The organism is Amycolatopsis sp. NPDC028719 (genome assembly GCF_055565395.1).
This window is the reverse complement of the sequence record NZ_JBVHUL010000004.1, coordinates 534,295-558,074: the sequence shown is the minus strand read 5'-3', so window position 1 is coordinate 558,074 and position 23,780 is coordinate 534,295. Positions and strand designations below refer to the sequence as shown.

General features: G+C 71.0%; 26 protein-coding genes. 13 read left to right on the top strand and 13 right to left on the bottom strand.

All coding sequences use genetic code 11. The annotated features are described in order from the left end of the window. Positions 1–102: 102 nt before the first annotated feature. The 6 genes from ACZ4TR_RS21100 to ACZ4TR_RS21075 form a co-directional block, all read right to left on the bottom strand. The gene (locus ACZ4TR_RS21100; protein ID WP_465288616.1) at positions 103–1,599 is read right to left on the bottom strand and encodes an alpha/beta hydrolase; all 1,497 of its coding nucleotides are present in this window, start codon (positions 1,597–1,599) and stop codon (positions 103–105) included. Between the two features lie 83 nt (positions 1,600–1,682). Next, positions 1,683–1,982, bottom strand: a complete 300-nt coding sequence (locus ACZ4TR_RS21095; RefSeq protein ID WP_465288615.1) for a hypothetical protein — start codon at positions 1,980–1,982, stop codon at positions 1,683–1,685. An 18-nt stretch (positions 1,983–2,000) separates the two neighbouring features. Beyond that, positions 2,001–3,044 (bottom strand): MFS transporter, encoded by a 1,044-nt coding sequence (locus ACZ4TR_RS21090; protein ID WP_465288614.1) that lies wholly within the window; start codon positions 3,042–3,044, stop codon positions 2,001–2,003. A gap of 139 nt (positions 3,045–3,183) precedes the next feature. Beyond that, complete coding sequence (locus ACZ4TR_RS21085) at positions 3,184–3,573, bottom strand: hypothetical protein (protein ID WP_465288613.1); 390 nt, start codon at positions 3,571–3,573, stop codon at positions 3,184–3,186. A 249-nt stretch (positions 3,574–3,822) separates the two neighbouring features. Continuing rightward, positions 3,823–4,770, bottom strand: coding sequence for a hypothetical protein (locus ACZ4TR_RS21080; RefSeq protein WP_465288612.1), 948 nt, complete (start codon positions 4,768–4,770; stop codon positions 3,823–3,825). A gap of 139 nt (positions 4,771–4,909) precedes the next feature. Beyond that, positions 4,910–5,371 carry a GNAT family N-acetyltransferase gene (locus ACZ4TR_RS21075; RefSeq protein ID WP_465288611.1) on the bottom strand — a complete coding sequence of 154 codons (462 nt, stop codon included), beginning with the start codon at positions 5,369–5,371 and terminating at the stop codon, positions 4,910–4,912. Between the two features lie 63 nt (positions 5,372–5,434). Here ACZ4TR_RS21075 and ACZ4TR_RS21070 point away from each other — a divergent pair, with 63 nt between their 5' ends. Then, complete coding sequence (locus ACZ4TR_RS21070) at positions 5,435–6,088, top strand: TetR/AcrR family transcriptional regulator (RefSeq protein WP_465288610.1); 654 nt, start codon at positions 5,435–5,437, stop codon at positions 6,086–6,088. Here the strand turns inward: ACZ4TR_RS21070 and ACZ4TR_RS21065 are convergent. After that, a complete protein-coding gene (locus tag ACZ4TR_RS21065; protein WP_465288609.1) occupies positions 6,043–7,023 on the bottom strand; it encodes a helix-turn-helix domain-containing protein in 981 nt (326 codons plus the stop codon). The genes ACZ4TR_RS21070 and ACZ4TR_RS21065 overlap by 46 nt on opposite strands. Before the next feature lie 51 nt (positions 7,024–7,074). Between ACZ4TR_RS21065 and ACZ4TR_RS21060 the strand changes: the two genes are divergently transcribed. From ACZ4TR_RS21060 to ACZ4TR_RS21030, 7 genes are all read left to right on the top strand, one after another. After that, positions 7,075–7,455: a cupin domain-containing protein gene (locus ACZ4TR_RS21060; RefSeq protein ID WP_465288608.1), complete on the top strand. Its 381-nt coding sequence runs from the start codon at positions 7,075–7,077 to the stop codon at positions 7,453–7,455. Between the two features lie 40 nt (positions 7,456–7,495). Continuing rightward, on the top strand, positions 7,496–7,999 hold the full coding sequence (locus ACZ4TR_RS21055) for a winged helix-turn-helix transcriptional regulator (protein WP_465288607.1): 504 nt from the start codon (positions 7,496–7,498) through the stop codon (positions 7,997–7,999). Between the two features lie 68 nt (positions 8,000–8,067). Continuing rightward, positions 8,068–8,559: an SRPBCC family protein gene (locus tag ACZ4TR_RS21050; RefSeq protein ID WP_465288606.1), complete on the top strand. Its 492-nt coding sequence runs from the start codon at positions 8,068–8,070 to the stop codon at positions 8,557–8,559. Then, positions 8,556–9,581, top strand: coding sequence for an LLM class flavin-dependent oxidoreductase (locus ACZ4TR_RS21045; protein WP_465288605.1), 1,026 nt, complete (start codon positions 8,556–8,558; stop codon positions 9,579–9,581). The genes ACZ4TR_RS21050 and ACZ4TR_RS21045 overlap by 4 nt, the downstream gene beginning before the upstream one ends. Positions 9,582–9,591: 10 nt before the next feature. Beyond that, entirely contained in the window at positions 9,592–11,904 is a 2,313-nt protein-coding gene (locus tag ACZ4TR_RS21040) for a molybdopterin-dependent oxidoreductase (RefSeq protein WP_465288604.1), read from the top strand. A gap of 43 nt (positions 11,905–11,947) precedes the next feature. Next, positions 11,948–12,493, top strand: a complete 546-nt coding sequence (locus ACZ4TR_RS21035; RefSeq protein ID WP_364521515.1) for a dihydrofolate reductase family protein — start codon at positions 11,948–11,950, stop codon at positions 12,491–12,493. After that, a complete protein-coding gene (locus ACZ4TR_RS21030) occupies positions 12,490–13,593 on the top strand; it encodes an epoxide hydrolase family protein (RefSeq protein WP_465288603.1) in 1,104 nt (367 codons plus the stop codon). The genes ACZ4TR_RS21035 and ACZ4TR_RS21030 overlap by 4 nt, the downstream gene beginning before the upstream one ends. A gap of 159 nt (positions 13,594–13,752) precedes the next feature. On the opposite strand, the gene ACZ4TR_RS21025 is transcribed toward ACZ4TR_RS21030, so the two are convergent. Next, a complete protein-coding gene (locus ACZ4TR_RS21025) occupies positions 13,753–15,276 on the bottom strand; it encodes an AMP-binding protein (protein ID WP_465288602.1) in 1,524 nt (507 codons plus the stop codon). A gap of 62 nt (positions 15,277–15,338) precedes the next feature. Between ACZ4TR_RS21025 and ACZ4TR_RS21020 the strand changes: the two genes are divergently transcribed. Together ACZ4TR_RS21020 and ACZ4TR_RS21015 are read left to right on the top strand one after the other, a co-directional pair. Further along, on the top strand, positions 15,339–16,181 hold the full coding sequence (locus ACZ4TR_RS21020) for a hypothetical protein (protein WP_465288601.1): 843 nt from the start codon (positions 15,339–15,341) through the stop codon (positions 16,179–16,181). A gap of 170 nt (positions 16,182–16,351) precedes the next feature. After that, complete coding sequence (locus ACZ4TR_RS21015) at positions 16,352–17,068, top strand: nitroreductase/quinone reductase family protein (protein WP_465288600.1); 717 nt, start codon at positions 16,352–16,354, stop codon at positions 17,066–17,068. Here the strand turns inward: ACZ4TR_RS21015 and ACZ4TR_RS21010 are convergent, their stop codons facing one another. Genes ACZ4TR_RS21010 through ACZ4TR_RS20990 form a run of 5 tightly spaced genes read right to left on the bottom strand, consistent with a single transcriptional unit; the run spans position 17,069 to position 21,743 of the window. Continuing rightward, positions 17,069–17,920 (bottom strand): TIGR03620 family F420-dependent LLM class oxidoreductase, encoded by an 852-nt coding sequence (locus ACZ4TR_RS21010; RefSeq protein ID WP_465288599.1) that lies wholly within the window; start codon positions 17,918–17,920, stop codon positions 17,069–17,071. It abuts the gene before it with no gap. Between the two features lie 28 nt (positions 17,921–17,948). Beyond that, positions 17,949–18,638 carry a TetR/AcrR family transcriptional regulator gene (locus ACZ4TR_RS21005; protein WP_465288598.1) on the bottom strand — a complete coding sequence of 230 codons (690 nt, stop codon included), beginning with the start codon at positions 18,636–18,638 and terminating at the stop codon, positions 17,949–17,951. Between the two features lie 40 nt (positions 18,639–18,678). Further along, entirely contained in the window at positions 18,679–19,608 is a 930-nt protein-coding gene (locus tag ACZ4TR_RS21000) for a phosphotransferase enzyme family protein (protein WP_465288597.1), read from the bottom strand. An 11-nt stretch (positions 19,609–19,619) separates the two neighbouring features. Beyond that, entirely contained in the window at positions 19,620–20,801 is a 1,182-nt protein-coding gene (locus ACZ4TR_RS20995) for a pyridoxal phosphate-dependent aminotransferase (protein ID WP_465288596.1), read from the bottom strand. A gap of 33 nt (positions 20,802–20,834) precedes the next feature. Further along, positions 20,835–21,743, bottom strand: a complete 909-nt coding sequence (locus ACZ4TR_RS20990) for a hypothetical protein (protein ID WP_465288595.1) — start codon at positions 21,741–21,743, stop codon at positions 20,835–20,837. Positions 21,744–21,955: 212 nt separating this feature from the next. On the opposite strand from ACZ4TR_RS20990, the gene ACZ4TR_RS20985 reads away from it, so the two are divergent. The 3 genes from ACZ4TR_RS20985 (at position 21,956) to ACZ4TR_RS20975 (ending at position 23,703) form a co-directional block, all read left to right on the top strand. Then, the gene (locus ACZ4TR_RS20985) at positions 21,956–22,255 is read left to right on the top strand and encodes a YciI family protein (RefSeq protein ID WP_465288594.1); all 300 of its coding nucleotides are present in this window, start codon (positions 21,956–21,958) and stop codon (positions 22,253–22,255) included. 120 nt (positions 22,256–22,375) lie between these two features. Beyond that, positions 22,376–22,969: a dihydropteroate synthase gene (locus tag ACZ4TR_RS20980; protein WP_465288593.1), complete on the top strand. Its 594-nt coding sequence runs from the start codon at positions 22,376–22,378 to the stop codon at positions 22,967–22,969. Continuing rightward, positions 22,966–23,703 carry a dihydrofolate reductase family protein gene (locus tag ACZ4TR_RS20975; protein WP_465288969.1) on the top strand — a complete coding sequence of 246 codons (738 nt, stop codon included), beginning with the start codon at positions 22,966–22,968 and terminating at the stop codon, positions 23,701–23,703. Before ACZ4TR_RS20980 ends, ACZ4TR_RS20975 begins: the two co-directional genes overlap by 4 nt. Positions 23,704–23,780: the final 77 nt, after the last annotated feature.

Below are 23,780 nucleotides of genomic sequence, written 5' to 3'. Positions count from 1 at the left end.
GACACCCGCAGGGGAGGGGAAAGAAAATGGGAAAAGACTCAACCCCCCCCCTCTTCTGCGGCCCGCACCCCTTCCCCTCCTCCCACCCCCGCGACGGAAGCGTCAGAAGCCGATCGTCGCCGGCGGTTTCGGCCCGGCCATCCGCGCTTCGGGCGTCCCCGGTTCGACCGCCGCGCAGTGCGTGCCGCGCGGCGGGAGCTTTCCGCTGATCAGGTAGTCGTCGGTCGCCTTGATCACGCACTGGCTGTTCTTGGAGTACGCGCCGTGGCCCCAGCCGTCGTAGGTGAGCAGCGTGCTGCCGCTTTGCCGGGCCGCGGCCTGCGACCACGCGTACGGCGTCGCCGGGTCGTGCCTGCTGCTCAGCATCAGCAGCGGCGGCGCGCCGTGCACCTGCAGCGGGTGCTGCGGGTTGCTCGCCTTGTTCGGCCAGCCGATGCACCCGGTGACCGCCTGCCAGCCCAGGGAGTTGACCTTGACGTCCGGGGCGAAGGCCGCGGCCGTCCGGCGGTAGGCCTCGAGCTCGGCGTAGCTGTGCACCGGCAGCTTCCAGTCGTCGCAGAACACGCTCTGGAACACGGTGTTGACCGGGATTTCCTCCTTCGGCTGCGCCGACGCGGCGGGCTGGGTGCCGTCCGCGAACGACTTGAGGACCGTCGCGAGCCGATCCCAGCTCGGGCCGTAGAAGGAACCCTGGAAGATCGACGCCAGCGACAGCGGCGTGACGACCTCGCCGCTCTGCGGGTCCTTCAGCTCCCCGCGCGCGGCCTTGTCCTGCAGGTCGCGCGTCAGCTTCGAGACGTCCCGGCCGTGCAGCGCGCAGCCCGGTGCCCGGCCGCACCACGCCACGAACTCGCCGAACTCCGCCTGCACCGACTGCGTTTCGCTGTTCAGGAACTCGAACGCGGTGAACTGCGAGTGGTCCATGTTGCTGTCCAGCACGAGCGCGCGGACCTTGTCCGGGAACAGCTCGGCGTACTGCTGGCCCATCAGCGTGCCGTACGAAACCCCGTAGTACGTCAGCTTCTCCTCGCCGAGCGCGGCGCGGATGGCGTCCATGTCCCGCGCGACGCTCACGGTGTCACCGAACTGCCCCAGTGGCCCGGAAAGCCGGTTGCAGCTTTCGCCGAGGTTGCGGTTGTACGCCGCGAGCTGATCGAATTCGGCCTGGTTGCGCGGAACCTCCGGGTGGTCGGCGATGACCTCGTCGAGCCCGCACTTGATCTGCGTGCTGTCGCCGACGCCGCGCGGGTCGAAGCCGACGGTGTCGAAGCGCTTGGTGATCTCCGGCGAAAGCGACCAGCCGCCCTTGACCTGACCGGCGCCGGGTCCGCCGGGGCCGCCCGGGTCCATCAGGACCGACCCGATGCGCGCCTGCGGGTCCGTCGCTTTGCGCCGGGCGAGCGCGATGCTCGCCGTGCCCCGGTCCGGGTGCGCCCAGTCGATCGGCACGGTCACCGCGCCGCATTCCACCTCCGGCGCGTCCGCGCACGGCCGCCAGTCGATCGACGGGGCGGCCGACGCGGGCGTCGCCGCCAGCAAGCTCCCCAGTACCGCTGCCGCCGCCGCGGCCGTCACCAGCCGCTTCGATACCCCCGCCATCGTCAGCCCTTCCCCTTACCGACCGTGGTTGACCGGCTCCAGGAAATCACCAAACCGGTGATCGCGCCAGGTTCCCTGGTGAATCACCTCGGAATGTCCACTGTGGACGATCGCTCGGCGCGCCGGAGCCGGCCGGCGGCCACCGCGCCGAGCACGCAGATGACTCCCAGTACCCCGAACGCCCAGCCGAACCCGGTCGCCGGGCCGGTGGGGAGGCCGCGGGACAGCACGATCACGCACAACGCGCCCCCGGCCGCGCCGCCCACGCGCAGCACGATGTTGACCAACGCCGTCGCGTGCCCGAGTTCGCCCGCCTCGACCGACGCGTACGCCGCCGTCGACGCGGGCAGGATCGACAGCCCCAGTCCCGCGCCGCGGACCACGAGCAGCGCCTGGACCAGTCACATCGGGGTGTCCGGGCCGAGCCACGGCATCGGGACGGTGCTCGCCAGCACCACCAGTGCCCCGGTGAGCGCGACGGTGCCGCCGCCGTAGCGGTCCGCCAGCCGTCCGGCCACGAGCACGAACACCGTCGTGGCCAGGCCCATCGGCGCGAGCAGGACACCGGCCTCGGCCGGCCCCGCACCGAGCCGGACCTGGAACCACAGGGGCAGCAGCAGGACCGCGCCGAACATCCCGGCGCCGGCCAGCAGGACGGACGCCAGCGCCGAGCCCATGACGGGCCGGGCGGCCAGCCGCAGGTTCAGCACCGGGTGCCGCACGCGCAGCGATCGCCGGACGAACAACGCGAGCGCGAGCGTGCCGACGGTCGCCAGCACGGCGTCGAGTTCGGTGAGCGTGTAGACCAGCAGCGGCAGGCCGAGCGAGACGAGCAGCAACCCCGGCCAGTCCACCGGCGGCGGCTGCCCGCGGTCGCCGCGCGGCACGTACCGCAGCGCGAGGCCGAACGCGACCAGCCCGATGGGCAGGTTGAGCCAGAACAGCACCGGCCACGAGAAGTGCGCGAGCAGCAACCCGCCGACGCTCGGCCCGACGACCGGCGCCAGCCCGACGACCAGGCCCAGCGTGCCCATGGTGCGGCCGAGCCGCTCCGGCCCGACGGCGAGCCCGATCACCGTCTGCCCGGCGGTGACCATGACGCCGGTGGTCATGCCCTGGAGCGCGCGGAAGGCGATCAGGGTGCCGGCGTCCGGGGCGAGCGCGCAGGCCACCGACGTCAGCAGAAACGTGGCCAGCGCCCAAAGCCACAGCCGTCCGGCGCCGAGCTTCCGCACGAGCCACGGGGTCAGCGGGAGCGCGGCGGAGAGGCCGAGGAGGAACGCTGTCGCCACCCACTGGATTTCGATGAGGCTGACCCCCAGGCGCAGCCTCATCGACTCCAGCCCGACCGCGACGATCGAGCCGTCCATGTTGCCCAGGAAGCCGCCGAGCGCCATGACGCCGGAGGCGATCCAGACGGTGCGGGGGATGGGAGGAGCAGTCATGGTGGCGACGGTAAAAGCTGAAGCGAGGTTGAGGTCAAGATCCGAGCAGCCCCGTTTCCACGCTAGCGGAGGGCACCGACAGTTTCGCTCAGCCGTGGGTGGAAGCGTCCAGGGTTGTCCCCGACTGTTCGCGCTCGTGTCAGCGGGCTGACCGGTGGCCGCGCCGCCGGTCGGCCGCGACCGTGCTCCGGTGGTGCTCCAGTGCCGCCACGGACTGCGTCACCTGCTCGAAGCTCGGCAGTGCGTGCACGTTGGCCACGAGCGTCATGTCCTTGCGCGGGATGTCCAGGAAGCAGACCTCGACGCCGGACTTCGCCGCGTGCGTGGCCACCTCCTCGCGCCAAGTGGCGAGGTCGTGCTCGTCGCCGAGCCATTCATGCAGGTAGACGCACCACTTGCCGCGCAGCAGCTCGCCCGCGATGGCTTCCTGCCCGACCAGGTACGGCTCGGTCACCCGGTCGTCCATGACCGTCCCCGAGTACGCCAAGGCACCGCTTCCCTCCTGCTCCCCGGCGGTGACCCGGACCACCGGAAAGCGCTATCCCGGGTGACGGCCTCCCCACCGCGGCCGAGCAGCGCGAACCCCCGCGACCGATACCGGTTTTCCGGGGACGGCGCAAACATACCGGCGAATTTGGCGCACAGCAACCATTTCCCCGGTGTGCCGAAGATCTTGACATCGAACGTGCACAGCTCGCGTGCGAATGCACGTGCCGGGCGCGAGCAGGCATTTGAAAGTTCACCGACCCGCCGGGGACCGGATCGCCCGGCTGTCGATCTACGGCTGGGAAACCGGATTCAGGATTGCTTTCTGCATGGTGCACATTGCGGGAACGGCGAGTGTCGCCCGGAGGAGGTTCGGCGATCCGCCGAAGTAGGCGCCGTCCGTGACGTACGCCGTGTCGCCGCGGATGGCGACGGCGGTCGGGTTGGCGAGACCGTCCGAAGTGGACAGGATCGTCTGCACGCCGTCGCGGCCGACCGTGACCACCCGGTTCTCCTGGTTGATCGCGGCGACGACCGTGCCGTCGTGGAAGGCGAAGTCGTCGACCGGCCCCAGGCCCGTCGCGAAGACCTGCCCGGAACCACCGGTGAGCGGGAACCGCACCAGTGTGCCCCGGTCCAAATTGGACGCCCAGACCGCGCCGGCGTGGACCTTGATCCCGTTGGCGCCGAAGCCGCTCACCGGAGCGAGCAGCTCGCCGGTCGCGAAGGCGGAAACATGCCCGCGTGGCGAGACCCGCCAGACCGTGGAGCCGAAGGAATCGGCGACGAAGAGGTCGCCGGTGGCCGGGTCGCGCGCGACGCCGTTCTGGAACCCGGACGGCGGCAGCGCGGCCACCCGGACCGGCGCGGCGCCGGGCCGGACCCGGTAGAGGCCGGTCGCCGCGGTGCCGGTCGAGACGGCGACGTACAGGTCGCCACCGGGTGCGCGGACGATGCCGCCGAGGAACAGTTTCCGGTGGACCACCGGGACGTCGCCGTCGTCCGGTACCGGGATGCGGGCGATGATCCGGACCTGCCCGCCGGGCGTGACGCGGCCGATTTCGCCGGTGTAGGCGAAGGTGAGGTCGGCGGAGCCGTCGGGCTCCAGGGCGATGTTCTCCGGCTGCTGCCCGGCGGCGAGGTCGAGGGGGATGATCCTCGACGCCGCGTCCGCGGGGGTGGCGGGCAGGGCGAAGACGGCGACCGTGGCCAGCACGGCGCAGATCTGCTTGATGCGCAAGGGAACTCCGGTTTCGTGAAGGAGTGCGGTTCGTGAAGGGAACGGCGAAGAGAACCCCGGATCGCCGTGCCTTCGACGGTAGGCCCGCCGCACCTCCGGCCACCAATAGCTCAGGCTGGGGTGGCCATCGGAAATCCGATCACAGGTCGCGCGCGAAGCAGCGTGAGAGCGGCTCGCCGACGTACGGCCCGTAAGCGTCGATGGGTTCGTAGCCTTCGCGCTGGTAAAACCGGATCGCGTCCGGCTGCCCGGTGCCCGTCTCCAGGAGCAGTCGGTCGATGCCGAAGTCGCGCGCGCGGTCTTCGAGCGCGCGCAGCAGGGCGGCCGCGACGCCGGTGCCGCGAGCCGCCGGCTCGACGTACATGCGCTTGACCTCGCCCGAACCCGGCCCCAGGAGGCGAAGCCCGCCGCAGCCGATGGCTGTCCCGCGGGCGTCCCGCGCGACGAGGAACACCGCGACGGTGTCGGCGGTCGGCATCGCGCCGGGCTCGTGGTCGTCGGTGCCGTAGCGGGCGTCCAGTTCGGTGCGCTGGGCCGCGCGCAGGCGGACGGCGTCCGGGTCGTCCCAGGTCACGGCCGTGATCTCCAGGGTGGCGGGCACGGCACTCCTTTCCGTAACAAGCGTTACCGTAGCAGCTGTTACGCTTCCGGAAAAGGAGGTTTCGTGCCGAGACAGCGTGACGTGGGGGCGCAGCGGGAGCTGTTGTCCAACGCGGTGTGGCAAGTGCTCGCCGAGGACGGCCTGCCGGGCCTGACGCTGCGCGCGGTCGCCGAGCGCGCCGGCTGCACGACGGGGCTGGTGATGCACGCGTTCCCGACGAAGAAAGCGTTGCTGCTGCACGCGCGTGACCTGCTCTACGACCGCACGGCCGTCCGCGCCGATGCTGCCGAAGCCGCGAGCGGGGACGCGTCCGGTGCCCTGGAAGCGGTGCTCGGCCAGGCCGTCGACCTGCCGCACGGCCACCACGACGAATCCCGCGTCTGGGTGGGCTTCCTCGCGGCGGCCCTGGCCGACGAAGACCTGGCCGAACGCCACCGCGCGGCGAACCACTCGTTCCTGGCCCGGATCCGCCGGCTGGTCGCGGCGTGCCGTCCGGAGTGGACGGACGAGCGGCTCGAGCTGACGACGAAAAGCCTGGTGGCACTGGTCGAAGGCGTGAACGTCCTGGCCGCGGCCGATCCGAAGGGCTATCCCGCGCGGCTGCAGCAGGACGCGCTCGCCCAGGCGCTCCAAGCGGTCGTGAGTGAGAAACAGGGCTGCAACACTGGTTCTCACTCACGACCTGATGCCGGCACCGGGCCGAACCGGCGGCGGTAGGCGCTGGGGCTGAGACCCGTGTGCCGCCTCAGCTGCAGGCGCAGGTTCGCCGCCGTGCCGAAGCCGCTCGCCTCGGCCACCCGGTCGAGGCGCAGCTCGCCGCGTTCGATGAGGCGGCAGGCCAGCGTCACGCGCTCGGTCGTCAGCCACGCCAGCGGGGTCGTGCCGAGCTCCGCGCGGAACTTTCGGTGCAGTGTCGCCGGGCTGGTCGCCGCGCGCGTCGCGAGGTCGTGCACGGTCAGGGGCCGGTCCAGGCGGCCCAGCGCCCACGCGAGCACCGGCGCGAGGGAGGTTTCCGGCACCGCCGGCACCGGGCGCGCGATGAACTGCTGCTGGCCGCCGTCGCGGTGGCCGGTGAAGACCAGGCGGCGGCTGACCGCGTTGACGACTTCGGCGCCGTGGTCGCGCTGGATGAGGTGCAGGCCGAGGTCGAGCGACGCCGCGCTGCCGGCCGCGGTGAGGACGTCGCCCTCGTCGACGAACAGCACGTCCGGCTCCCACCGCACCCGGGGAAACCTCGAAGCGAACTCGGTGGCCCACTGCCAGTGGGTGGTCGCGCGCTTGCCGTCGAGCACGCCGGCTTCGGCGAGGGCGAACGCGCCGGTGCAGAAGCTGACCAGCCGGGCGCCCCGGTCGGCGGCCCGGCGGATCGCCGCGATGATCGCCGGGTCGGTCGGCACGCCGGTGTCCGGCCGGGCCGGCGCGATCAGTGTGTCGGCCGTGTCCGCGGCCTCGATGCCGGCGACGCCGGTGAGCGTGAACATCCCGAGGTTCATCCGCACGTCCGGGGTCGCGGAGCAGAGCGTGAAGTCGTACCAGGGCCGGTCCAGCTCGGGCCGCCGCAGCCCGAACAGCTCGGTCGCGACCCCCAGCTCGAACGGGTTCGACTCCGCCGTCACGATCGCCACGACCTGGTGCGAGAATTCTTGCGGCATGTGCGATTCCTAGCACTCGTGCGCCGGAAAGACCAGGTCGACCATGGTGGCATGAACCCGATCGACCTGAACGAAGTCCTGGCGAGCTTCGACGCCGCCTGGAGCCCGCGGATCGTCACCCGCGTGAACGACTACGACATCCGGCTGGCGCGCTTCGCCGGCGAACACGTGTGGCACGTCCACGAAGACACCGACGAGTTCTTCCTGGTCCTCGACGGCGAGATCGAGATCGGCCTGCGCGACCCGGACGAGCGGGTGGTGTCGCTGGCTCGCGGCCAGGTGTTCGTCGTGCCGAAGGGGAGGTTCCACAAGCCGTCGTCGAAGACGGGCGCGAGCGTGCTCCTGGTGGAGCCGGCGGGGACGCTCTCGGTCGGCGACGAGCACGACGAGGTCCCGGACCACGTCGACGTGACCACCGGCCACCTGGTCTGACCTGCTGAGTCTCTCCGGGCAACGGCGTATCCTCGGCCGCATGAAACGGACCTCGTTCGCGCAGTGGCCGTGCTCGATCGCGCGCACCATGGACCTGCTGGGGGACTGGTGGACCCCGCTCGTGCTGCGGGACGCCTTCTACGGCGTCCGCCGCTTCGACGAGTTCCAGCAGGCGCTCGGCATCGCGCGCAACACCCTCGCCGACCGGCTCAAGCGGCTGGTCGACGAGGGTCTCCTGGAGAAGGTCGCCTACCAGACCGAACCGGTGCGCTACGACTACGTGCTCACCGAGAAGGGCCGTGACTTCTACCCCGTGCTTCTCGCGATGACGCGCTGGGGCGACAAGTGGCTCGCGAGCGAAGCGGGCCCGCCGATCACCGTGCACCACGCCGCTTGCGGGCACGACACCCACGCCGAAATCGTCTGCGCGGACTGCGGCGAACCGATGACGCCGGAGGACACCCGGATGCGGCGCGGCCCCGGCTTTCCGCCCCGGCTGGCGCAGCGTCCGGACGTCGAAGCGCGGTTCGCCCGGCAGGAGTGACGTTGACAGGGTAGGTCTATCTACGCAACTATCGTGGTCAGAGGCTCACTGAGAGAGGTGCGACCACGATGGAGTGGACCGGCGCGCGGTACGCGGACAAGCCGACGGCCGAGGTTTCGACCTGGATCGCCGCTGCCCCGGAGGTCGTCTGGCCGGTCGTCTCGGACATCGCGGTGATGCCTTCCCTGAGTGCCGAACTGCAGTCCGTCGAATGGCGCGAAGTCGGCCGGACGTTCGTGGGCAAGAGCAAGCACGACGCGTTCGGCGAGTGGGAGACGACGTCGTACGTCGTCGAGTGCGAAGAGCCGCGCGTGTTCGCGTGGGCGGTGCAGGATCCGGCCGAGCCGAGCTCGGTCTGGAAGTTCACCCTCGAACCGGCTGACGGCGGCACCCGGCTGTCGCAGTGGATGCAGATGGGCCCGGGCCGGTCCGGGCTGTCGTTCGCCATCGACCGGATGCCGGAGAAGGAACAGAAGATCGTCTTCGTGCGGATGCGGGAGTTCGAAACCGCGATGACCGGCAACCTCGCCGCCATCAAGGACCGGGTCGAAGGCCGATGAAGACCGCGACGACGGTCGAGTTCTCCCAGGACACGCGCACGACGCTGGACTTCGTGCTGGAGGCGGAAAAGCTCGGTCTCGACGTCTGCTGGGTCGCCGAAGCCTGGGGTTCGGACGCGCCGTCCGCGCTCGGCTACCTCGCCGCCCGCACCGACCGGATCCGGCTGGGTTCCGGCATCATCCAGCTCGGCACGCGCACGCCGGTCGCGATCGCGCAGGCCGCGTTGACGCTGGCCGACCTGTCCGGCGGCCGGTTCGCGCTGGGGCTGGGCCCGTCGGGGCCGCAGGTGATCGAAGGCCTGCACGGCGTCCCGTTCGCGAAGCCGCTGACACGCATGCGCGAGACCGTCGAAATCATTCGTCAGGCCTTCGCCGGCGAGAAGATTTCGTTCTCCGGCAAGGCTTTCGAGATCCCGCTGCCCGGCGAAGCGCGCCCGATGCGGTTGTCCACCACGCCGAACCCGGACATCCCGATCTACCTCGCGACGCTGTCGCCGAAGCTCCTGGAGCTGACCGGCGAGGTCGCGGACGGCTGGCTCGGCACCAGCTTCGTCCCCGAAGGCGCCGACGCGTACTTCGGGCCTCTCGACGCCGGACTCGCGAAGTCGGGCCGCACGCGCGAGAGCATCGACGTCTGCCAAGGCGCCGAAGTCGCCTTCGCGGACAACGAGGACGAGCTGCGCGTCATGGTCGGCAGCCGCAAGAAGGAGCTCGCCTTCAGCCTCGGCGGCATGGGCTCGGCCACCACGAACTTCTACAACGACGCCTACAGCCGTCAGGGCTGGGCGGACGTCGCCGCCGAGGTCCGCGAGCGCTGGCAGGCCGGCGACCGCGACGGCGCGACCGCGCTGGTCACCGACGAAATGGTGCTCGGCACGACGCTGATCGGCACCGAAGAGATGGTCCGTGCCCGGCTGCGCGTCTGGCGCGACACCGGCATCGACACGGTCCGCCTGTACCCGGCCGGCGAAACGCTCGAAGCGCGCCTCACGACCTTGGGCCGCGTGCTGGACCTGCTCTGAAGGGAACGCCATGAGCGAGTGGCACCGCACCGCGTGCAGCCTCTGCTACCTCAACTGCGGGCTGGAAGTGCAGGTCGAGGGCCGGAAGATCACCCGCGTCCGCGGCGACAAGGCGCACCCGCGCTCGGCCGGGTACCTGTGTCAGAAGGCGCAGCGCCTGACCTGGTACGGCGATCACGACGACCGGCTGACGACGCCGCTGCGCCGGCGTCCCGACGGTACCCACGAGCCCATCGACTGGGACACCGCGCTCACCGAGATCGCCGCGAAGCTGCACGCGATCCGGGACGCCGACACCGCGGCCGGCCGGCCCGGCTCGTTCGCCTACGTCGGCGGCGGTGGCCAGGGCAACCACTCCGGCGGAGCGTACGGCGCGTCGCTGCTGAAGTGGATGAACTCGACGCGCCACTTCAACGCGCTGTCGCAGGAGAAGACCGGCGACTTTTGGGTAAACGGACAGCTGTTCGGCTCGACGCTCGTGCACACCGCCGAGGACGTCGAGCACTGCGACCTGCTGCTCGTGCTGGGCTGCAACCCCTGGCAGGCGCACGGGTTCAGCAACGCGCGGCACGCGCTCAACACGATCAAGAACGATCCTGCGCGCAGGATGATCGTGCTCGACCCGCGGCGCACCGAGACCGCGGAGATCGCCGACCTGCACCTGCCGCTGCGCCCGGGCACCGACGCCTACCTGCTGGGCGCGATCCTGGCGCTGGTGCTCGAACGCGGCGGCGCCGACGAGGAGTTCCTCGCCACGCGCACCGAAGGCTTCGACGAGGTCGCCGCGGTGCTGGGGAAGATCCCGGTGGACGAGTGGATCGCGCACGCCGAAGTGTCCCGTGTGGACGTCGAACGGGCCGTCGACCTGATCCTCGCGGCGTCGGCGATGACCGTGCGGGTCGAGCTGGGCATCCAGCAGGGCCGGCACTCGACGCTCAACAGCTACCTCGAGAAGCTGCTTTACCTGGTCACCGGGCACTTCGGCCGGCGCGGCACGAACAACCTGCACTCGTGGCTGCTGCCGCTGTGGGGCTCGGCCGGCGGGCAGCGGTCCGAGATCACCGGGTTCGAGTACATCGGCGGCCTGCTGCCGGCGAACACCCTGGCCGAGGAGATCCTCACCGACCACCCGAACCGGGTGCGCGCGCTGTGGGTGGAGTCGTCCAACCCGGCCAACACGTTCGCGGGCACGCGCGAGGTCGAACGGGCGGTGCGGGAGGCCGAGCTGTCCGTGGTCGTCGACGTCGCCTACACCGAGACGGCCGCGCTGGCCGAGTACGTGTTGCCGGCGGCGTCCCAGCACGAGAAGTGGGAGTTCACGCTCTTCACCTTCGAATGGCCGACGAACTACTTCCAGCTGCGGCGGCCGTTGCTGGACCCGCTGCCGGGCACGCTCGTCGAAGCCGAGATCTACACGCGGCTGTTCGACGCGCTGGGCGTGCTGCCGCCGTCCGACGTCCTCGCGTCCCTCGCCGCCGGACCGCGTGCCGAGCTGCAGGCGGGGATCGGTGCGCTGGTGCAGGCGATGCCGGAGCGTTCCGCGATCCTGCCGGTGCTCCTGTACCGGACGCTGGGCGCGTCACTGCCCGACGGCGCGGCGTCGATCGCGCCGCTCTGGGCTGGTTGTCACCGGGCGGCGAAGACGATGACCGTGCCGGTGCAACGCGCTTTGGGGAGCTCTTCGACCGGGTTGGAGCTCGGGGAGGAGCTGTTCTCGCGCGTCTTGGCCGGCCCGACGCCGTTCTCCGCCCACGAACAGGACGAAGTGTGGAGCCTGATGCGCCGCTCGCGCGTCCGGTTGGCGGTGCCGGAGCTGCTGGAGTGGCTGGGTTCTCTGGATCCGGCCGCGGAACGGCCCGACCCGGCGTTCCCGTACTCGCTGCTCAACGGCCAGCGCCGGGCGCACAACGCGAACCAGATCCTGCGCGACCCGCGCTGGCGCCGCACGGATCCGGACGGCGCGCTGCGTGCGCGTCCCGAAGAGCTGGCTTCCATCGGCGCTTCGGCGGGCGACTGGGTGGCGGTCGTGACGCCGGCCGGCCGGGTCGTCGTCCGTGCGGAAGCCGACCCGGCGATGCGGCCGGGCCAGCTTTCCCTGCCGCACGGCTACGGCATGGCCCACCCGGACGCGCACGGCCGGCGCGTGGTCAGCGGTCCCCGGATCAACCTGCTGACGGACGCGCTCGACCGCGACCCGATCGCCGGGACCCCGCACCACAAGGACGTTCCGGCGCGCCTGGAGCCGGCGACGGAGGAGGAACGGGCTCGCGCGGAGGCGGACAGCGCGCGCGTCCGGGAGACCGTCGCGAGTGGACGATCCTGACGCTTCGCCCGTTAAGGTGGACCCCTCCGATCGAAGGGGGCCCATGCGCAAGATCGTTTCGAACCTGTTCATCTCGCTCGACGGCGTGGTCGAGGCGCCCGACAAGTGGTCGCTCCGGTACTGGACCGACGAAATCGGCCGGGCCGTCGGCGGCGGGATGGCCGCAGCCGACGCGATGCTGCTCGGGCGCGTCACCTACGAAGGGTTCGCGGAGGCGTGGCCCGGCCGCACCGTCGAGGACGACGAAGGTGCCGAGTTCATGAACAACGTCCGCAAATACGTGCTTTCATCGACTTTGTCCGAAGTGGGCTGGAACAACTCGACGCTGCTTACCGGCGATCCCGCCGAGGCCGTCCGGGCGCTGAAGGTTTCGCCCGGCGGCGACATCATGACCAGCGGCAGCACGACGGCGGTGCGCTGGCTGCTGTCCGAAGGCCTGGTCGACGAGCTGAACCTGCTGCTGTACCCGATCGTCGTGGGGCGGGGGAAGCGGCTGTTCCCCGAGGAAGGGCCGACGTTTCCGCTGGTGCTGAAGAAATCGGCCACGTTCGGCAACGGCGTCGTCCAGCTGACGTACGTCCCGGCGTGAGCACGCCGTTCCGCATCGAGGTCCCGGAAGCGGATCTCGACGACCTGCGCGCGCGGCTGCGCCGGACCCGCTGGCCCGAGGCCGGGCCGGACGACTGGAGCCAGGGCACGCCGCTGGGATACCTGCGTTCCCTGTGCGAATACTGGGCTTCCGGTTACGACTGGCGTGCGCTGGAAGCGCGGGTGAACCGGTTTCCGCAGTACCGCACGGAAATCGACGGCCTGGGGATCCACTTCCTGCACGTGCGGTCGGCTTCGCCCGGCGCGCTCCCGCTGATCCTGACGCACGGGTGGCCCGGCTCGTTCCTGGAGTTCACCAAGGTGATTCCCCTGCTGTCGGAGGAGTTCCACCTGGTGATCCCGTCGCTGCCGGGCTACGGCTTCAGCGACAAGCCGTCGTCGCCGGGCTGGGGGATCGAGCGCATCGCTGCCGCGTGGGCCGCGCTGATGGCCGGCTTGGGCTACACCCGGTACGGCGCCCAGGGCGGCGACTGGGGCACCTCGATCACGACGTCGCTGGCCCAGCAGGACGCCGGTCATCTGGCAGGCATCCACCTGAACCCGCCGATCGCGGCCCCGGACCCGTCGACGTTCGGCGACTTGACTTCGGCCGAGCGCGCGGCGCTTTCCGATCTGGAGCACGCGCAGCGCTGGGAGGACGGGTATTCGGTGCTGCAGTCGACCCGCTCGCAGACGGTGGGTTACGGGTTGCTGGACTCCCCGGCCGGGCTGTGCGGCTGGCTGGTGGAGAAGTTCCACGCGTGGTCGGACGGCTTCCCGTTCACCCGCGACGAGCTGCTGGACGACGTGACGCTGTACTGGCTGACAGGCACGGCGGCGTCGTCGGCGCGGTTGTACTGGGAGAGCATCCGGAAGGTGCAGCGGTGGTTCTCGGAGGCCACGGACGACACGGTGGACGTGCCGACGGGCTGTTCGATCTTCCCGAAGGAGATGCCGCGGCCGTCGCGCCGGTGGGCTTCGCGGCGGTACACGGACATCCGGCACTGGAACGAGCTGGAGCGGGGCGGTCATTTCGCGGCTTATGAGCAGCCTCAGCTGTTCGCCGACGAGGTACGGACGTTCTTCCGGATGGTCCGTTGACATTCAACCGGACGACACGCGTACACAGCCGGACGACGCACGCCCCTGGATGGACGACACGGCAAGGCTGCCATCGCCCGCGCGTGTCGTCTCGCCAGGTACGCGAGTTCGCCGTTCAGGTACGCCTGTCGTCCGCTTGAATACGCGTGTCGTACGGCCTCAGTTGACCTGGCGCTGCTGACCCTGCCAAAACGGCTCCCGGAGCTTGAACTTCTGGATCTTCCCCGTCGCCGTCCGCGGCAGCTCCGCCAGGAACTCCACCCGCTTCGGGCACTTGTACCCCGCCAGATACTCCCGGCAGTGCTTGATCAGCTCCTCCGCACTCACCTCCGCGGAAGTGACCACCAGAGCCGTCACCAGCTCGCCCCACTTCTCGTCCGGGATGCCGATCACCGCCGCCTCGCGGACCGCCGGATGCGAGTTCAGCGCGTCCTCCACCTCGATCGACGACACGTTCTCGCCGCCCGAGATGATCACGTCCTTCTTGCGGTCGGCGATCGTCAAGTAGCCGTCTTCAAAGGAACCGCCGTCGCCCGTGTGGAACCAGTTGCCCTCCTGGACCCGGGCCGTCTCGTCGGGGTTCTCCCAATACCCGTCCAGGTTGTGGTTCGACTGCGCGAGCACCTCGCCGTCCGAGTCGAGCGCGATCCGGACGCCCAGCGCCGGCGTTCCCGCGCGGCCCAGGAGCCGGGCCTGCTCGTGCGGGTCCAGGTCCGCCCACTCGCTGCGCATGCGGTTGACCGTCAGCAGCGGCGCCGTCTCGGTCAGCCCGTAGATCTGGATGAACTCCCAGCCCAGCTCCGCCCGCACCCGCTCGATCGTGCGCGTCGGCGGCGGTGCGCCGGCCACCACGATCCGGACGCGGTCGCGGCCCGGGATCTCGCCCTCCCAGGTCGCGGCGGCGTCCAGCGCCGCCGTGACCACCGCGGGCGCGGCACAAAGGATCGTCACGCCGTGCTCGTCGATGCGCCGCAGGATCTCGGTGCCGTCGACCTTCCGCAGCACGATGTGCCGCCCGCCGAGTCCGGTCACCGCGTAGGGCATGCCCCAGCCGTTGCAGTGGAACATCGGCAGCGTGTGCAGCAGGACGTCGTTGTCGCTCAACGTCGTGTGCAGGCCGAACACGGCCGCGTTCAGCCAGATGTTGCGCTGGGTGAGCTGCACGCCCTTCGGCCGGGCGGTCGTGCCCGAGGTGTAGTTGATGGTCGCCGTCGCGGACTCGTCGCCGGCCCACGGACGGGGGGACGCGTCGCCGCCCCAGATCGCCTCGTCGTCGCGGCCGAGGACGAAGACGTGCTTGGCCGTGACCGTGTCCAGCAGGTGCGCCAGCTCGGGGTCGACGATCAGCACCTCGGCCCCGGAGTGCTCCACGATGTACTTGACCTCGGCCGGCGCCAGCCGGAAGTTCACCGGCACCAGGACCCGGCCCCAGCCGGACACGCCGAAGAACGACACGAGCAGCCGCGCGGCGTTGTGCGACACCATCGCGACGCGCCCGCCGACCGGCACGCCCAGCTCGTCGAGGTGTGCGGCCTGCGCGCGGGCCCGTCGCGCCACCTCGCGGTAGGTGAGCGAACCCCAGCTCGGCGCGGGCTGGTCCGGCTCGTCGACCACCGCGACGCGGTCCGGGTACACCGTTTCCGCGCGGTCGAGGAAGTCCCGGACACCCAGATCGAAGTACATGCCCCCGATGATGACTCTTCGCAGGGTGCTCGCACCAGTCCGATGTGGTTCGCTGGAGCGCGATGGACTTCGACACGGTGGCCGGCGAGCTCTACGGGGGTGACCTCGCGGAGTTCGTCAGCGCGCGCAACGCGGCGGCGAAGGCCGCGAAGGCGGAGGGGGACGCCGAGCTCGCGGCCCGGATCCGCGAGCTGCGCAAACCGACCACGGCCGCGGCGATCGTCAACCGCCTGGCCAGGGAAGACGCCGCCGAACTGCGTGAGCTGGCCGAACTCGGCGACGAGCTGCGCGACGCCCACACCCGCCTCGCCGGCGACGAGCTGCGCGCCCTGACCCGCCGCCGCGGCGAGCTGATCAGGCGGATCATCCGCGGGCTGCCGTCGATGAGCGACACCGTCTCCCGCGAGGTCGAAGCGACCCTGGAAGCCGTCGCGGCCGACCCGGGCACCGCGCGGCTCGCCGTGGCCGGGCGCCTGACGTCGGTGGCGCACCAGGACACCGACCAGTGGTTCACCCTCGCCGCGACCGCTCCGCCGTCGACCGGCAAGCGCCCGGCGAAGCTGGTGGACAAGGCCGAACCGGCGAAGCCGAAGAAGGCCGAAAAGGACCATCGGCGCGAGGAAGAAGACCGCAAGGAGCGCGAACGCGCCCGGGCCGAGCGCGAGCGCCTGCGCAAGGAGGCCGCCGAGCTGGCCAAGGAGCGCGCGGTGGCCGAGCGCGACCTGGTCCGCACCGAACGCGCGGCCGAGCAGGCGACGGCCCGCGTCGAGGACCTGCGCACCCGCCTGGCGGAGGCCGAGGAACGGTCCGGGCGCGCGACGGCGGAGTTCGAGAAGGCGAAGGAAACCTACGAGCAGGCCGACGCGGCCGCCGAGGAAGCGCGAAAGGCCGCCGAAGCACGCTGATTCGTGCTACCGTGGCGATGCGCCCCGGATGGGCCTACGCACGGAGGTAGTGGCTACTCAGCCCCCTGAATCGACACGTTCTGCCTGCCCTGGCAGAAGTGTGCCCTCCGCGCGCCCGTTCCGTGTCGCTTCACGGCCTCCGGCGATCACTTCATCGCCAAAGGAGCACCTTGATCCACCTCACCACGACCGGTGCCCGCACCGGCCGGCCCCACCGCGTTCCCTTGGGAGCCTTGGACATCGACGGCCGCCTCGTCGTCGTCGCTTCGGCGATGGGCTCGCCGAAGCATCCCGCCTGGTACCACAACATCCGGCACAACCCGGTGGTCACCGTCGAAACCGGCACCGAGACGTTCGAGGCGATGGCCGCGTTCCCACCGGACCGCGACGCGGTGTTCGCCGAGATCGTCGCCCGCGAACCGGGATTCGCCGCCTACCAGGCGAAAACGGCGCGCGTGCTGCCGGTCGTGGAGCTGCACCGCCTCGAAGCCGTGCGCCGCATGGGCGACTGGCTCGTCGAGGTGCACGACTGGCTGCGCGCCGAGCTGCGGGAGCTTCGCAACGGCGGGTCGCAGCGCCTGAGCACGCGGTGTTCCGGCTTCTGCGCCGCCCTCGCCCGGCACCACACCGGGGAAGGCGCGGCGATCTTCCCGATGCTGGCCGCGCGCTTCCCGGCGCTCGCGCCGGCGCTGGACGAACTCGGCGAGGACCACGTCGTCGTCGCGCGGTTGCAGGAGGAGATCCAGCGGCTCGTCGACGAGGAAACCGATCCCGCCCGGCTGCGGACGGAGCTCGACCGGCTGGCGTCCGCTTTGGACGACCACTTCGCCTACGAGGAACGCACGATCGTCACCGCGCTGAACGCCCTCCTGCCCGCGCCCGGCTGATCAGAGCAGCACTTCGGCCAGCCGCCGGTGGTTCTCGGCCTCGATCTCGGCCGACCGGCCGATCACCTGCACGGCCACGTGGTCGGCGCCCGCGTCCACATGGGACCGCAGCCCCTTCGCGATCTCCTCGGGCGTCCCGTGCAGCGCGAGGTCGTCGATCAGCCGGTCGCTGCCGCCGCCCGCGACGTCGGCGTCGGTGTACCCGTGGCGCAGCAGGTTGTTCACGTAGTTGCGCAGCCCGAGGTAGGGCTCGCGGATGAAGGCGCGCCCGACTTCGCGAGCCTCCTCGGGGGCGCCGACGACGACTTTCTGCTCCGGGGCCAGGATCTTGCCCGCCCCCAGGACCGACCGGGCGTGCCGCGTGTGCGCGACCGGCACGAGGTACGGGTGCGCACCCGCGGTGCGCTCGGCGGCCAGCTTCAGCACCCGGTCACCGAGCGCGGCGAGCACCCGGGCCTCGGCGGGCACACCGGCCGCGTCGAGCCGGTCGAGGAAGCCGACGAGCGTGTCGTACGGGCTGTGGTACTCGGTGACCGACTCGGGGTGGCCGACGCCGATGCCCAGCAGCAAGCGCTTTCCGTACCGGTCCGCCAGCCGGTGGTACGACTCGGCCAGCGGCTCCGGCTCGTCGGCCCAGACGTTCACGATCGCCGTCGCCACGGTGATCCGCTCGGTGGCGGCCAGGATGTCTTCGACCAGGGCGAGGTCGCTGATCGAGGCCCGCCCGGTGCCGAGCCAGGCCGTGCCGTAGCCGAGCTCGTCCGCCGCGACGGCGTGCTGCTTGCGGGTCGCGTCGTCACGGTGCGGGGAGAGGAACAGGCCGTAGGTGCCCAGGTTCGCTACATGTGTCATAGGGATCAATGTAGCAAATGTAGCACCGTCAGTTCGAGAGACGGTGCAACCACTCCCGCAGCAGGTGCCGCTCGGTCGTGGTCAGCTCGTCGACGTCGTCGGCGAGCGCGGTCGACAAAGCGACCGCGAGCGCGCCGACGGACGAGCCATCGGCCGGTCGCTCGGTGAGCAGCCCCGCCAGGACGGCCTCCCTGACCTGCGCGGACATCGCCAGATCGCGGCTCTCCTCGGGCTGGGCGATCAAGCTGAGCGTGACCCCGCTGTTCGCCGCCGCGAGCTGCCGCGCCGCCTCCGTCGCCTCGACGCGCAGCCGGCCGTCACGCGCGAGCGGTGTGAACAGCTCCAGCAACATCGCCTCGGCGCTGGAGGTGAGGTTGCACGGCACCCCCGGCTCGATCTGGCCGTAGAGCAGCACGTAGAACTGCGGGTTTTCCAGGCCGTACTCGACGTGCCGGTCCCAGCCGGCGCGGATCCGGTCCACCGGGTCGCCGCCCGGTGCGGGAGCCTGCACGTACTGCGTGAAGCCGTAGTTCACGACGGCGTCGAGCAGGCCCTGCTTGCTGCCGAAGTGGTGGTACAGCGTGGGGGCCTGGACGCCGGCGCGTTCGCAGATCGCCCGCGTCGACACCGGACCGCCCGGCGCCTCGTGCAGGAGCTGCCCAGCCGCCAGCAGCAGGCGGTCGCGGGTGCTGGTGGCGTTGCTCGATCGTCCGGCCATGTAGCAATTGTAGCGCCAGCTTGTAGCGCTACTGGTAACGTCAGGTCCGTAACCGCAGCTGCACCCGGCGAAGCCCGGCGAAGGCGTTCAGCACCACCGGGTCGGTCGTCGCCGCGTCCGGGCGCACCGAGCGGTAGCCGTCCAGGAGCGCCTCCCGCAGCTCGTCCCGCTGCGGCAGGTGTTTCAGCTCGTCGAGCGCCACGGCGAGGTCGTAGGCGTAGTGCCCGTACCCGCAGTCGTCGAAGTCGATCGCCCGGACCCGGCCGCGGTGGAACAGGTAGTTCTCCTGGCGCAGGTCGCCGTGGACCAGGCCGAAGACACCTGAGCCGCACCCCAGCTCGGTTCGCACCCCCCGCACCCGCGCGGCCGCGGTGCGGACCCGTTCGTCGCCGCCGGCCTGCGCGACCGCCCGGTCGAGCACGGCGTCGGAGAAGCCGTCGACCTGCGCACGGCCGAACTCGGTCAGGTCGTCGACGCGGCCGCGGTCGAGGCCGTTCATCCGCGCGCCGTGCAGGTGCAGCCGCGCGGTGAACTCGCCGACCGCGTAGAGCTGCGGCGCGCTGAGCCGTTCGTCGACGAACCGGCCGTCGACCCAGTGGCAGAGCACGCAGGTGCGGGGCTCCGGCACCGCCGGGTCGGCGACCACGGTCACCCAGTCCCGCGCCCGCGTCGGCACCGGCCGCGGCACCACGAGGTCCGTTTCGCGGCCCAGCGCGGCGAGCCACGCCATTTCGGCCCGCACCTGCGCGGCGCCCGGGCCGTCCGCGCGCTGCACGCGCAGCACGTACCGGTGGCCGTCCGCGCCGTCGACGCGGAACGTCGTGTTGATCCCGCGCCCGAGCGGCGTCAGGCGGGCCACCGGTACGTCGTAGGCGGTCAAGGCGCTTTCGGCGAGCCGGCGCAGGCGCCGCGTGCGGCCCGAGCGGTCGAGCCCGGCGAACGGCCGGTCGTTCGCCGTCGAGCCCGCCATGGCCCAGGTGCTCAGCTGATCGACCGTTCCGGCTCGCGGGAGTGCGCGACGAGCTCGATCGCCGGCGTGTGGCGGCCGCCGCCGCCCAGCCGCTCGACCCCGCGCAGGCCCTCGACCAGCCGCTCGACCTCGGTGTCCGGCCGCACCCCGAAGCGCATGAACTGGCTGGTCATGCCGATCTTGTTGCCGCACTGGCGCACCAGCAGGTGGTGCTCGGCGAGCAGGTAGTCGCGCAGCTCGGCGCCGTCGACCGAGCCGGGCAGCTTGACGAGCAGGAAGTTCGCCTGCGACGGGAACACCGTCAGCTCCGGGAACTGGTTCAGCTGCGAGTTCATCATGAACCGGTCGAGGGCGAGCTTCTTGAGGCTGTCCTCGTACTCCGCGCGGTGCTCGGCGAGCATGAAGATGATGGTCTCGGCGAGCGAGTTCACGTTCCACTTCGGCAGCGCGGCCGACAGCTTGCGCGTCAGCGCCGGGTTCGACACCTGGTAGCCGAACCGGATCCCGTGCAGCCCGAAGTTCTTGCCGAGGCTCTTCAGCACGATGACGTTCGGCCGCACGACGGCTTCGGCGGCCACCGACGGGCTCATCTCGGCCTCGACGAAGTCGATGAACGACTCGTCGATCACCACGAGGTCGAGGTCTTCGAGCGCGTCCATGAACCGGATCACCTCGCGGCGCGGCAGGTACCCGCCGTCGGGGTTGTTCGGATTGCACAGCACCGCGACCCGGGAGCCGCGACGCTTGATGAACTCGACGTAGGAGTCCACGCGCAGCTCGAAGTTGTCGGACTCCTTGAGCAGGAACATGTCGACGCGCTTGCCGGTCTCGAGGGGCTGGTCGGTCCAGCGGCCGAACGTCGGGATCGGCACGGCGATGCTGGCGTCGACCAGCAGCCGGTCGATCCAGGTGATCAGCTCGGTCGAGCCGTTGGCCAGGGAGATCGTCGACGGGTTGAGCCGCAGCACGTGCGCCAGCTGCGCGGTGATCGCGCTCGCGTCGCTCGGGTAGAACTTCAGGATCGTGCGGAGGTTGCGCTCGAGCTCGCCGAACATCGCGTCGGTCGGGAAGTACGGGTTGCAGGGGATGCAGAAGTCCGCGAGGTCGTCGGCGTGCTGTCCCATCGCCCTGGCCACGGAGAAGAACGACGGGCTGTGGGCTGCGCTCTGCTGGAAAAGGCCTCTGGTGGTCATACCGTGCCGCACGCGTGGTCTCCGTCCGCCGCTTTACCGGCCCCTTGCCTTCCCGATGAGGACACGGGTGAATCGGACGGGCGGTTCAATGCCGGACAGCGCGTAGACCCCGGTGCCGGCGAGCACGGCCGTGGCCAGCACGGACAACGCGAGGACGGGCAGCGGCGCGGCCAGCGGGTCGATGCCGATGAAGGACTCGACGCCGATGACCGCGGTGAGCAGGGCGTCGGCGCCGACGGCGATCCGGACGACGCGCAGCCGGTGGCTCTCCGGCCAGCGGGTGAACCGCAGGAGCCAGGCCAGCGCGGGGAGCACGAGGATCGCGTGCATGGCGACCGCGTGCAGCGGCTTGAGCGAGCCGGCGGTGGTGTAGGCGCCCTGTGGGTCGCCGCCGCGTGCCTCGACGACGCCGCGGGCGATCATCACCGCGCCGGTGGCCAGCGCGACCAGGAGCACGACCAGGCCGGCGCGGACGGCCAGGCGTAGGCTCGCCGCCTCCGGACCGGGCTCGACCAGCGCCGCGGCGGTGAACCCGATGGTCGTCAGGATGATCACGCCACCGCCGGCGGCGAGCGTCATCGAAACGGCGTTGTCGAACGGCGTCTCGAAGTTGAAGTGTGACGGCACCCCGCGCCAGGCCTGCATGCTGACCAGGGCGACCTCGGCGACGCTCGCGGCCGTGAACGCGCCGAGGAGGATCGAGCGCACTCGGGGCCGGAGGGTGAGGAACGACGTCGCCCAGGCGACCGACGCGAGCGTCAGCCCGAACGACAGGCCGAACGTGACGGCCTTGCGCATCGACAGCGGGCCCAGCCACGAGCCGCCGGCGGCGATGAGGACGATCGCGTGCACGACGCCGCTCAGGAACAGCGCCGCGCCGACGGCGTGGGCGATGCGCTCGGCTCGTCTTCCTTCGTGCCGGACCCGGGTCACTGCGTTCATGGCGTCGAGTGTCGCGCCCCGGAGGCGGTCACCGCGTCGGCCCGGCGGCGGCACCGCGGCGTACGACGACGGACGTACGGCAATCGAGGAGAAATGTCGAAAAGCGTTGGTAAAGGAATTGCGTTGTTCTTGACCGAATATGGGTGAAACACGTGGGCGTCGACACTCGCCAGGCGGATGCGCTGCGGCCGCGGGAGTCCTACCATCGAATCATGTACATCGCCCTGCTGACCTACACGGCGCCCGAAACAGAAGTCGACTACGCGCTACCGGACCATTCGGACTGGTTGCGCAAGCAATTCACGAAGGGAGTGTTCCTCGTTTCCGGAAAGGGGAACGGTGCGGCCGACCACGTGATCCTGACGCGTTCGGTGCTGCGCGGCAGGCTCGACGCGATCCTCGCCAGTGATCCGTTCGTCATCCGGCGCCTCGCCCGCTACGAGGTCATCGAGTTCACCGCCACGCGCACCGCTCAGGAGCTGTTGGCGATCAACGAGGCCATCGCCTCCTGAGGTATTCCGGCACGCCTCGGGTGGCCCGGCGACGAGGCCCCGCCACCCGCCGGCGAAGAGTGCTCACCTGCCGGGCCCGCTTAGGATCGGGACGTCCGGATGTCCAGCAGGGAGCGTGCGATGAAGACCCCCGACCTCGTCTTCCGGGGCCGCCGGTCGAGCAGGGACCGCGCACTGGTGCTGGCCGCGGTCGACGTGCTCCCGGAGCCGGATACGGCGCGGGACGTGGTACTGGGCGCGGTCGAGGACGGCGCCGATCTCGTGGGTTTCGCCGGAACCGGCGTCGAGTCCCTGGTGGCGTGGGCCCGCTCGAAGTTCCCGGATCTCTTCCTGGCCGTCGACACCGCGGACGCCGAGGTGGCCGCCGCGTGTTGTGAGGCCGGCGCCGACCTGATCCTCGCGCGGAGTGACCTCACCGACGTCGCGGCGCGGTTCGGAGCGGGTTACGCCGGTTCTTCGGTTCCTGCCGCGCCCGGTTTCGTCCTGGACGCCGGGGTGCTGCGGGCGCCGCCGTCGCTGCCCCGGGATGTGCCGGTGCTGGTTTCGGTCGCCGGCGACGGGACTCCCGCCGGACTGGCGCTGGCGGCGCTCGCGGCGTCGGCCGGGGCGGCGATCATCCGGACCCGGCACGTGCGCGCGACGAGGCACGTGGCCGAGATGGCGGCGAGCATCGCGGGCACGCGCCCGCCGGCGAAGGCGGTCCGGTGGGAGTGATCCGGCAGATCTGGCCGGTCGGGCGCGGCCTCGACGACCACGACCTCGAGCAGCTCTACCAGTACCCGGCCGGTCCCCGGTGGGTCGCGGTCAACTTCGTGTCCAGCACGGACGGCGCGAGCACGGTCGAGGGCCGCTCGGCGGCCCTGCCGACCCCGGCCGACCGCATCGTCTACCGGCTGGGCAACGACCTGGCGGACGTGGTGCTGGTGGGCGCGGGCACGGCGATGGCGGAGGGGTTCGAGGGCATGCGCCCCGACGCGCGCACGGCCGAGCGCCGCCGCCGGTTCGGGCTGGCCCCGATCGCCCCGGTCGCGGTGGTGACGACAGGGCGTTCCCTGCCCCCGGACGCGCCGGTGATCACGAGGGCGGCGGTCCCGACGCTGGTGTTCACGTCCGCGGCGGCGCCTTCGTCGCTGCGTGATGGATGGGTGGCGAACGGGGCCCGCGTGTTCGTCGTGGGTGCGTCGGAAGTCTCGGCCGCCGAGGTGGTCTCGACGCTGGCGGCGGAGGGCTTGGCCCGCATCGACTGCGAAGGCGGGCCGCGGTTGTTCGGGTCGCTGATCGAGGCGGGCGTGGTCGACGAGTTCCGCTTGACGGTGGCGCCGTTCCTGGTGTCGGGAACGTCGAGCCGGGTGGCGGTGGGCGCGGCGATCGACCCGGCTTCGCTGGAGCTCGCTTCTGTGCTGACGGACGGGAACAGCGTGCTGCTGCGGTATTTGGTTCCCCGGTAGCCCGCTTTTTTGTCGGTGCCCGCGGGTAACGTGGAATCCGGGGGTTCCCTGGGCCGTTTTTGTCGGTGCCTTCCGGT

Bases quoted from the DNA above. Each gene is read 5' to 3' on its own strand.
- ACZ4TR_RS21020 (WP_465288601.1), top strand. From the start codon at position 15,339: ATGGACTTCGACACGGTGGCCGGCGAGCTCTACGGGGGTGACCTCGCG.
- ACZ4TR_RS21050 (WP_465288606.1), top strand. From the start codon at position 8,068: ATGGAGTGGACCGGCGCGCGGTACGCGGACAAGCCGACGGCCGAGGTT.
- ACZ4TR_RS21100 (WP_465288616.1), bottom strand. From the start codon at position 1,599: ATGGCGGGGGTATCGAAGCGGCTGGTGACGGCCGCGGCGGCGGCAGCG.
- ACZ4TR_RS20990 (WP_465288595.1), bottom strand. From the start codon at position 21,743: ATGAACGCAGTGACCCGGGTCCGGCACGAAGGAAGACGAGCCGAGCGC.
- ACZ4TR_RS20985 (WP_465288594.1), top strand. From the start codon at position 21,956: ATGTACATCGCCCTGCTGACCTACACGGCGCCCGAAACAGAAGTCGAC.
- ACZ4TR_RS21040 (WP_465288604.1), top strand. From the start codon at position 9,592: ATGAGCGAGTGGCACCGCACCGCGTGCAGCCTCTGCTACCTCAACTGC.
- ACZ4TR_RS21010 (WP_465288599.1), bottom strand. From the start codon at position 17,920: ATGACACATGTAGCGAACCTGGGCACCTACGGCCTGTTCCTCTCCCCG.
- ACZ4TR_RS20980 (WP_465288593.1), top strand. From the start codon at position 22,376: ATGAAGACCCCCGACCTCGTCTTCCGGGGCCGCCGGTCGAGCAGGGAC.
- ACZ4TR_RS21045 (WP_465288605.1), top strand. From the start codon at position 8,556: ATGAAGACCGCGACGACGGTCGAGTTCTCCCAGGACACGCGCACGACG.
- ACZ4TR_RS21000 (WP_465288597.1), bottom strand. From the start codon at position 19,608: ATGGCGGGCTCGACGGCGAACGACCGGCCGTTCGCCGGGCTCGACCGC.
- ACZ4TR_RS20995 (WP_465288596.1), bottom strand. From the start codon at position 20,801: ATGACCACCAGAGGCCTTTTCCAGCAGAGCGCAGCCCACAGCCCGTCG.
- ACZ4TR_RS21065 (WP_465288609.1), bottom strand. From the start codon at position 7,023: ATGCCGCAAGAATTCTCGCACCAGGTCGTGGCGATCGTGACGGCGGAG.
- ACZ4TR_RS21035 (WP_364521515.1), top strand. From the start codon at position 11,948: ATGCGCAAGATCGTTTCGAACCTGTTCATCTCGCTCGACGGCGTGGTC.
- ACZ4TR_RS21060 (WP_465288608.1), top strand. From the start codon at position 7,075: ATGAACCCGATCGACCTGAACGAAGTCCTGGCGAGCTTCGACGCCGCC.
- ACZ4TR_RS21055 (WP_465288607.1), top strand. From the start codon at position 7,496: ATGAAACGGACCTCGTTCGCGCAGTGGCCGTGCTCGATCGCGCGCACC.
- ACZ4TR_RS21005 (WP_465288598.1), bottom strand. From the start codon at position 18,638: ATGGCCGGACGATCGAGCAACGCCACCAGCACCCGCGACCGCCTGCTG.
- ACZ4TR_RS21090 (WP_465288614.1), bottom strand. From the start codon at position 3,044: ATGACTGCTCCTCCCATCCCCCGCACCGTCTGGATCGCCTCCGGCGTC.
- ACZ4TR_RS21025 (WP_465288602.1), bottom strand. From the start codon at position 15,276: ATGTACTTCGATCTGGGTGTCCGGGACTTCCTCGACCGCGCGGAAACG.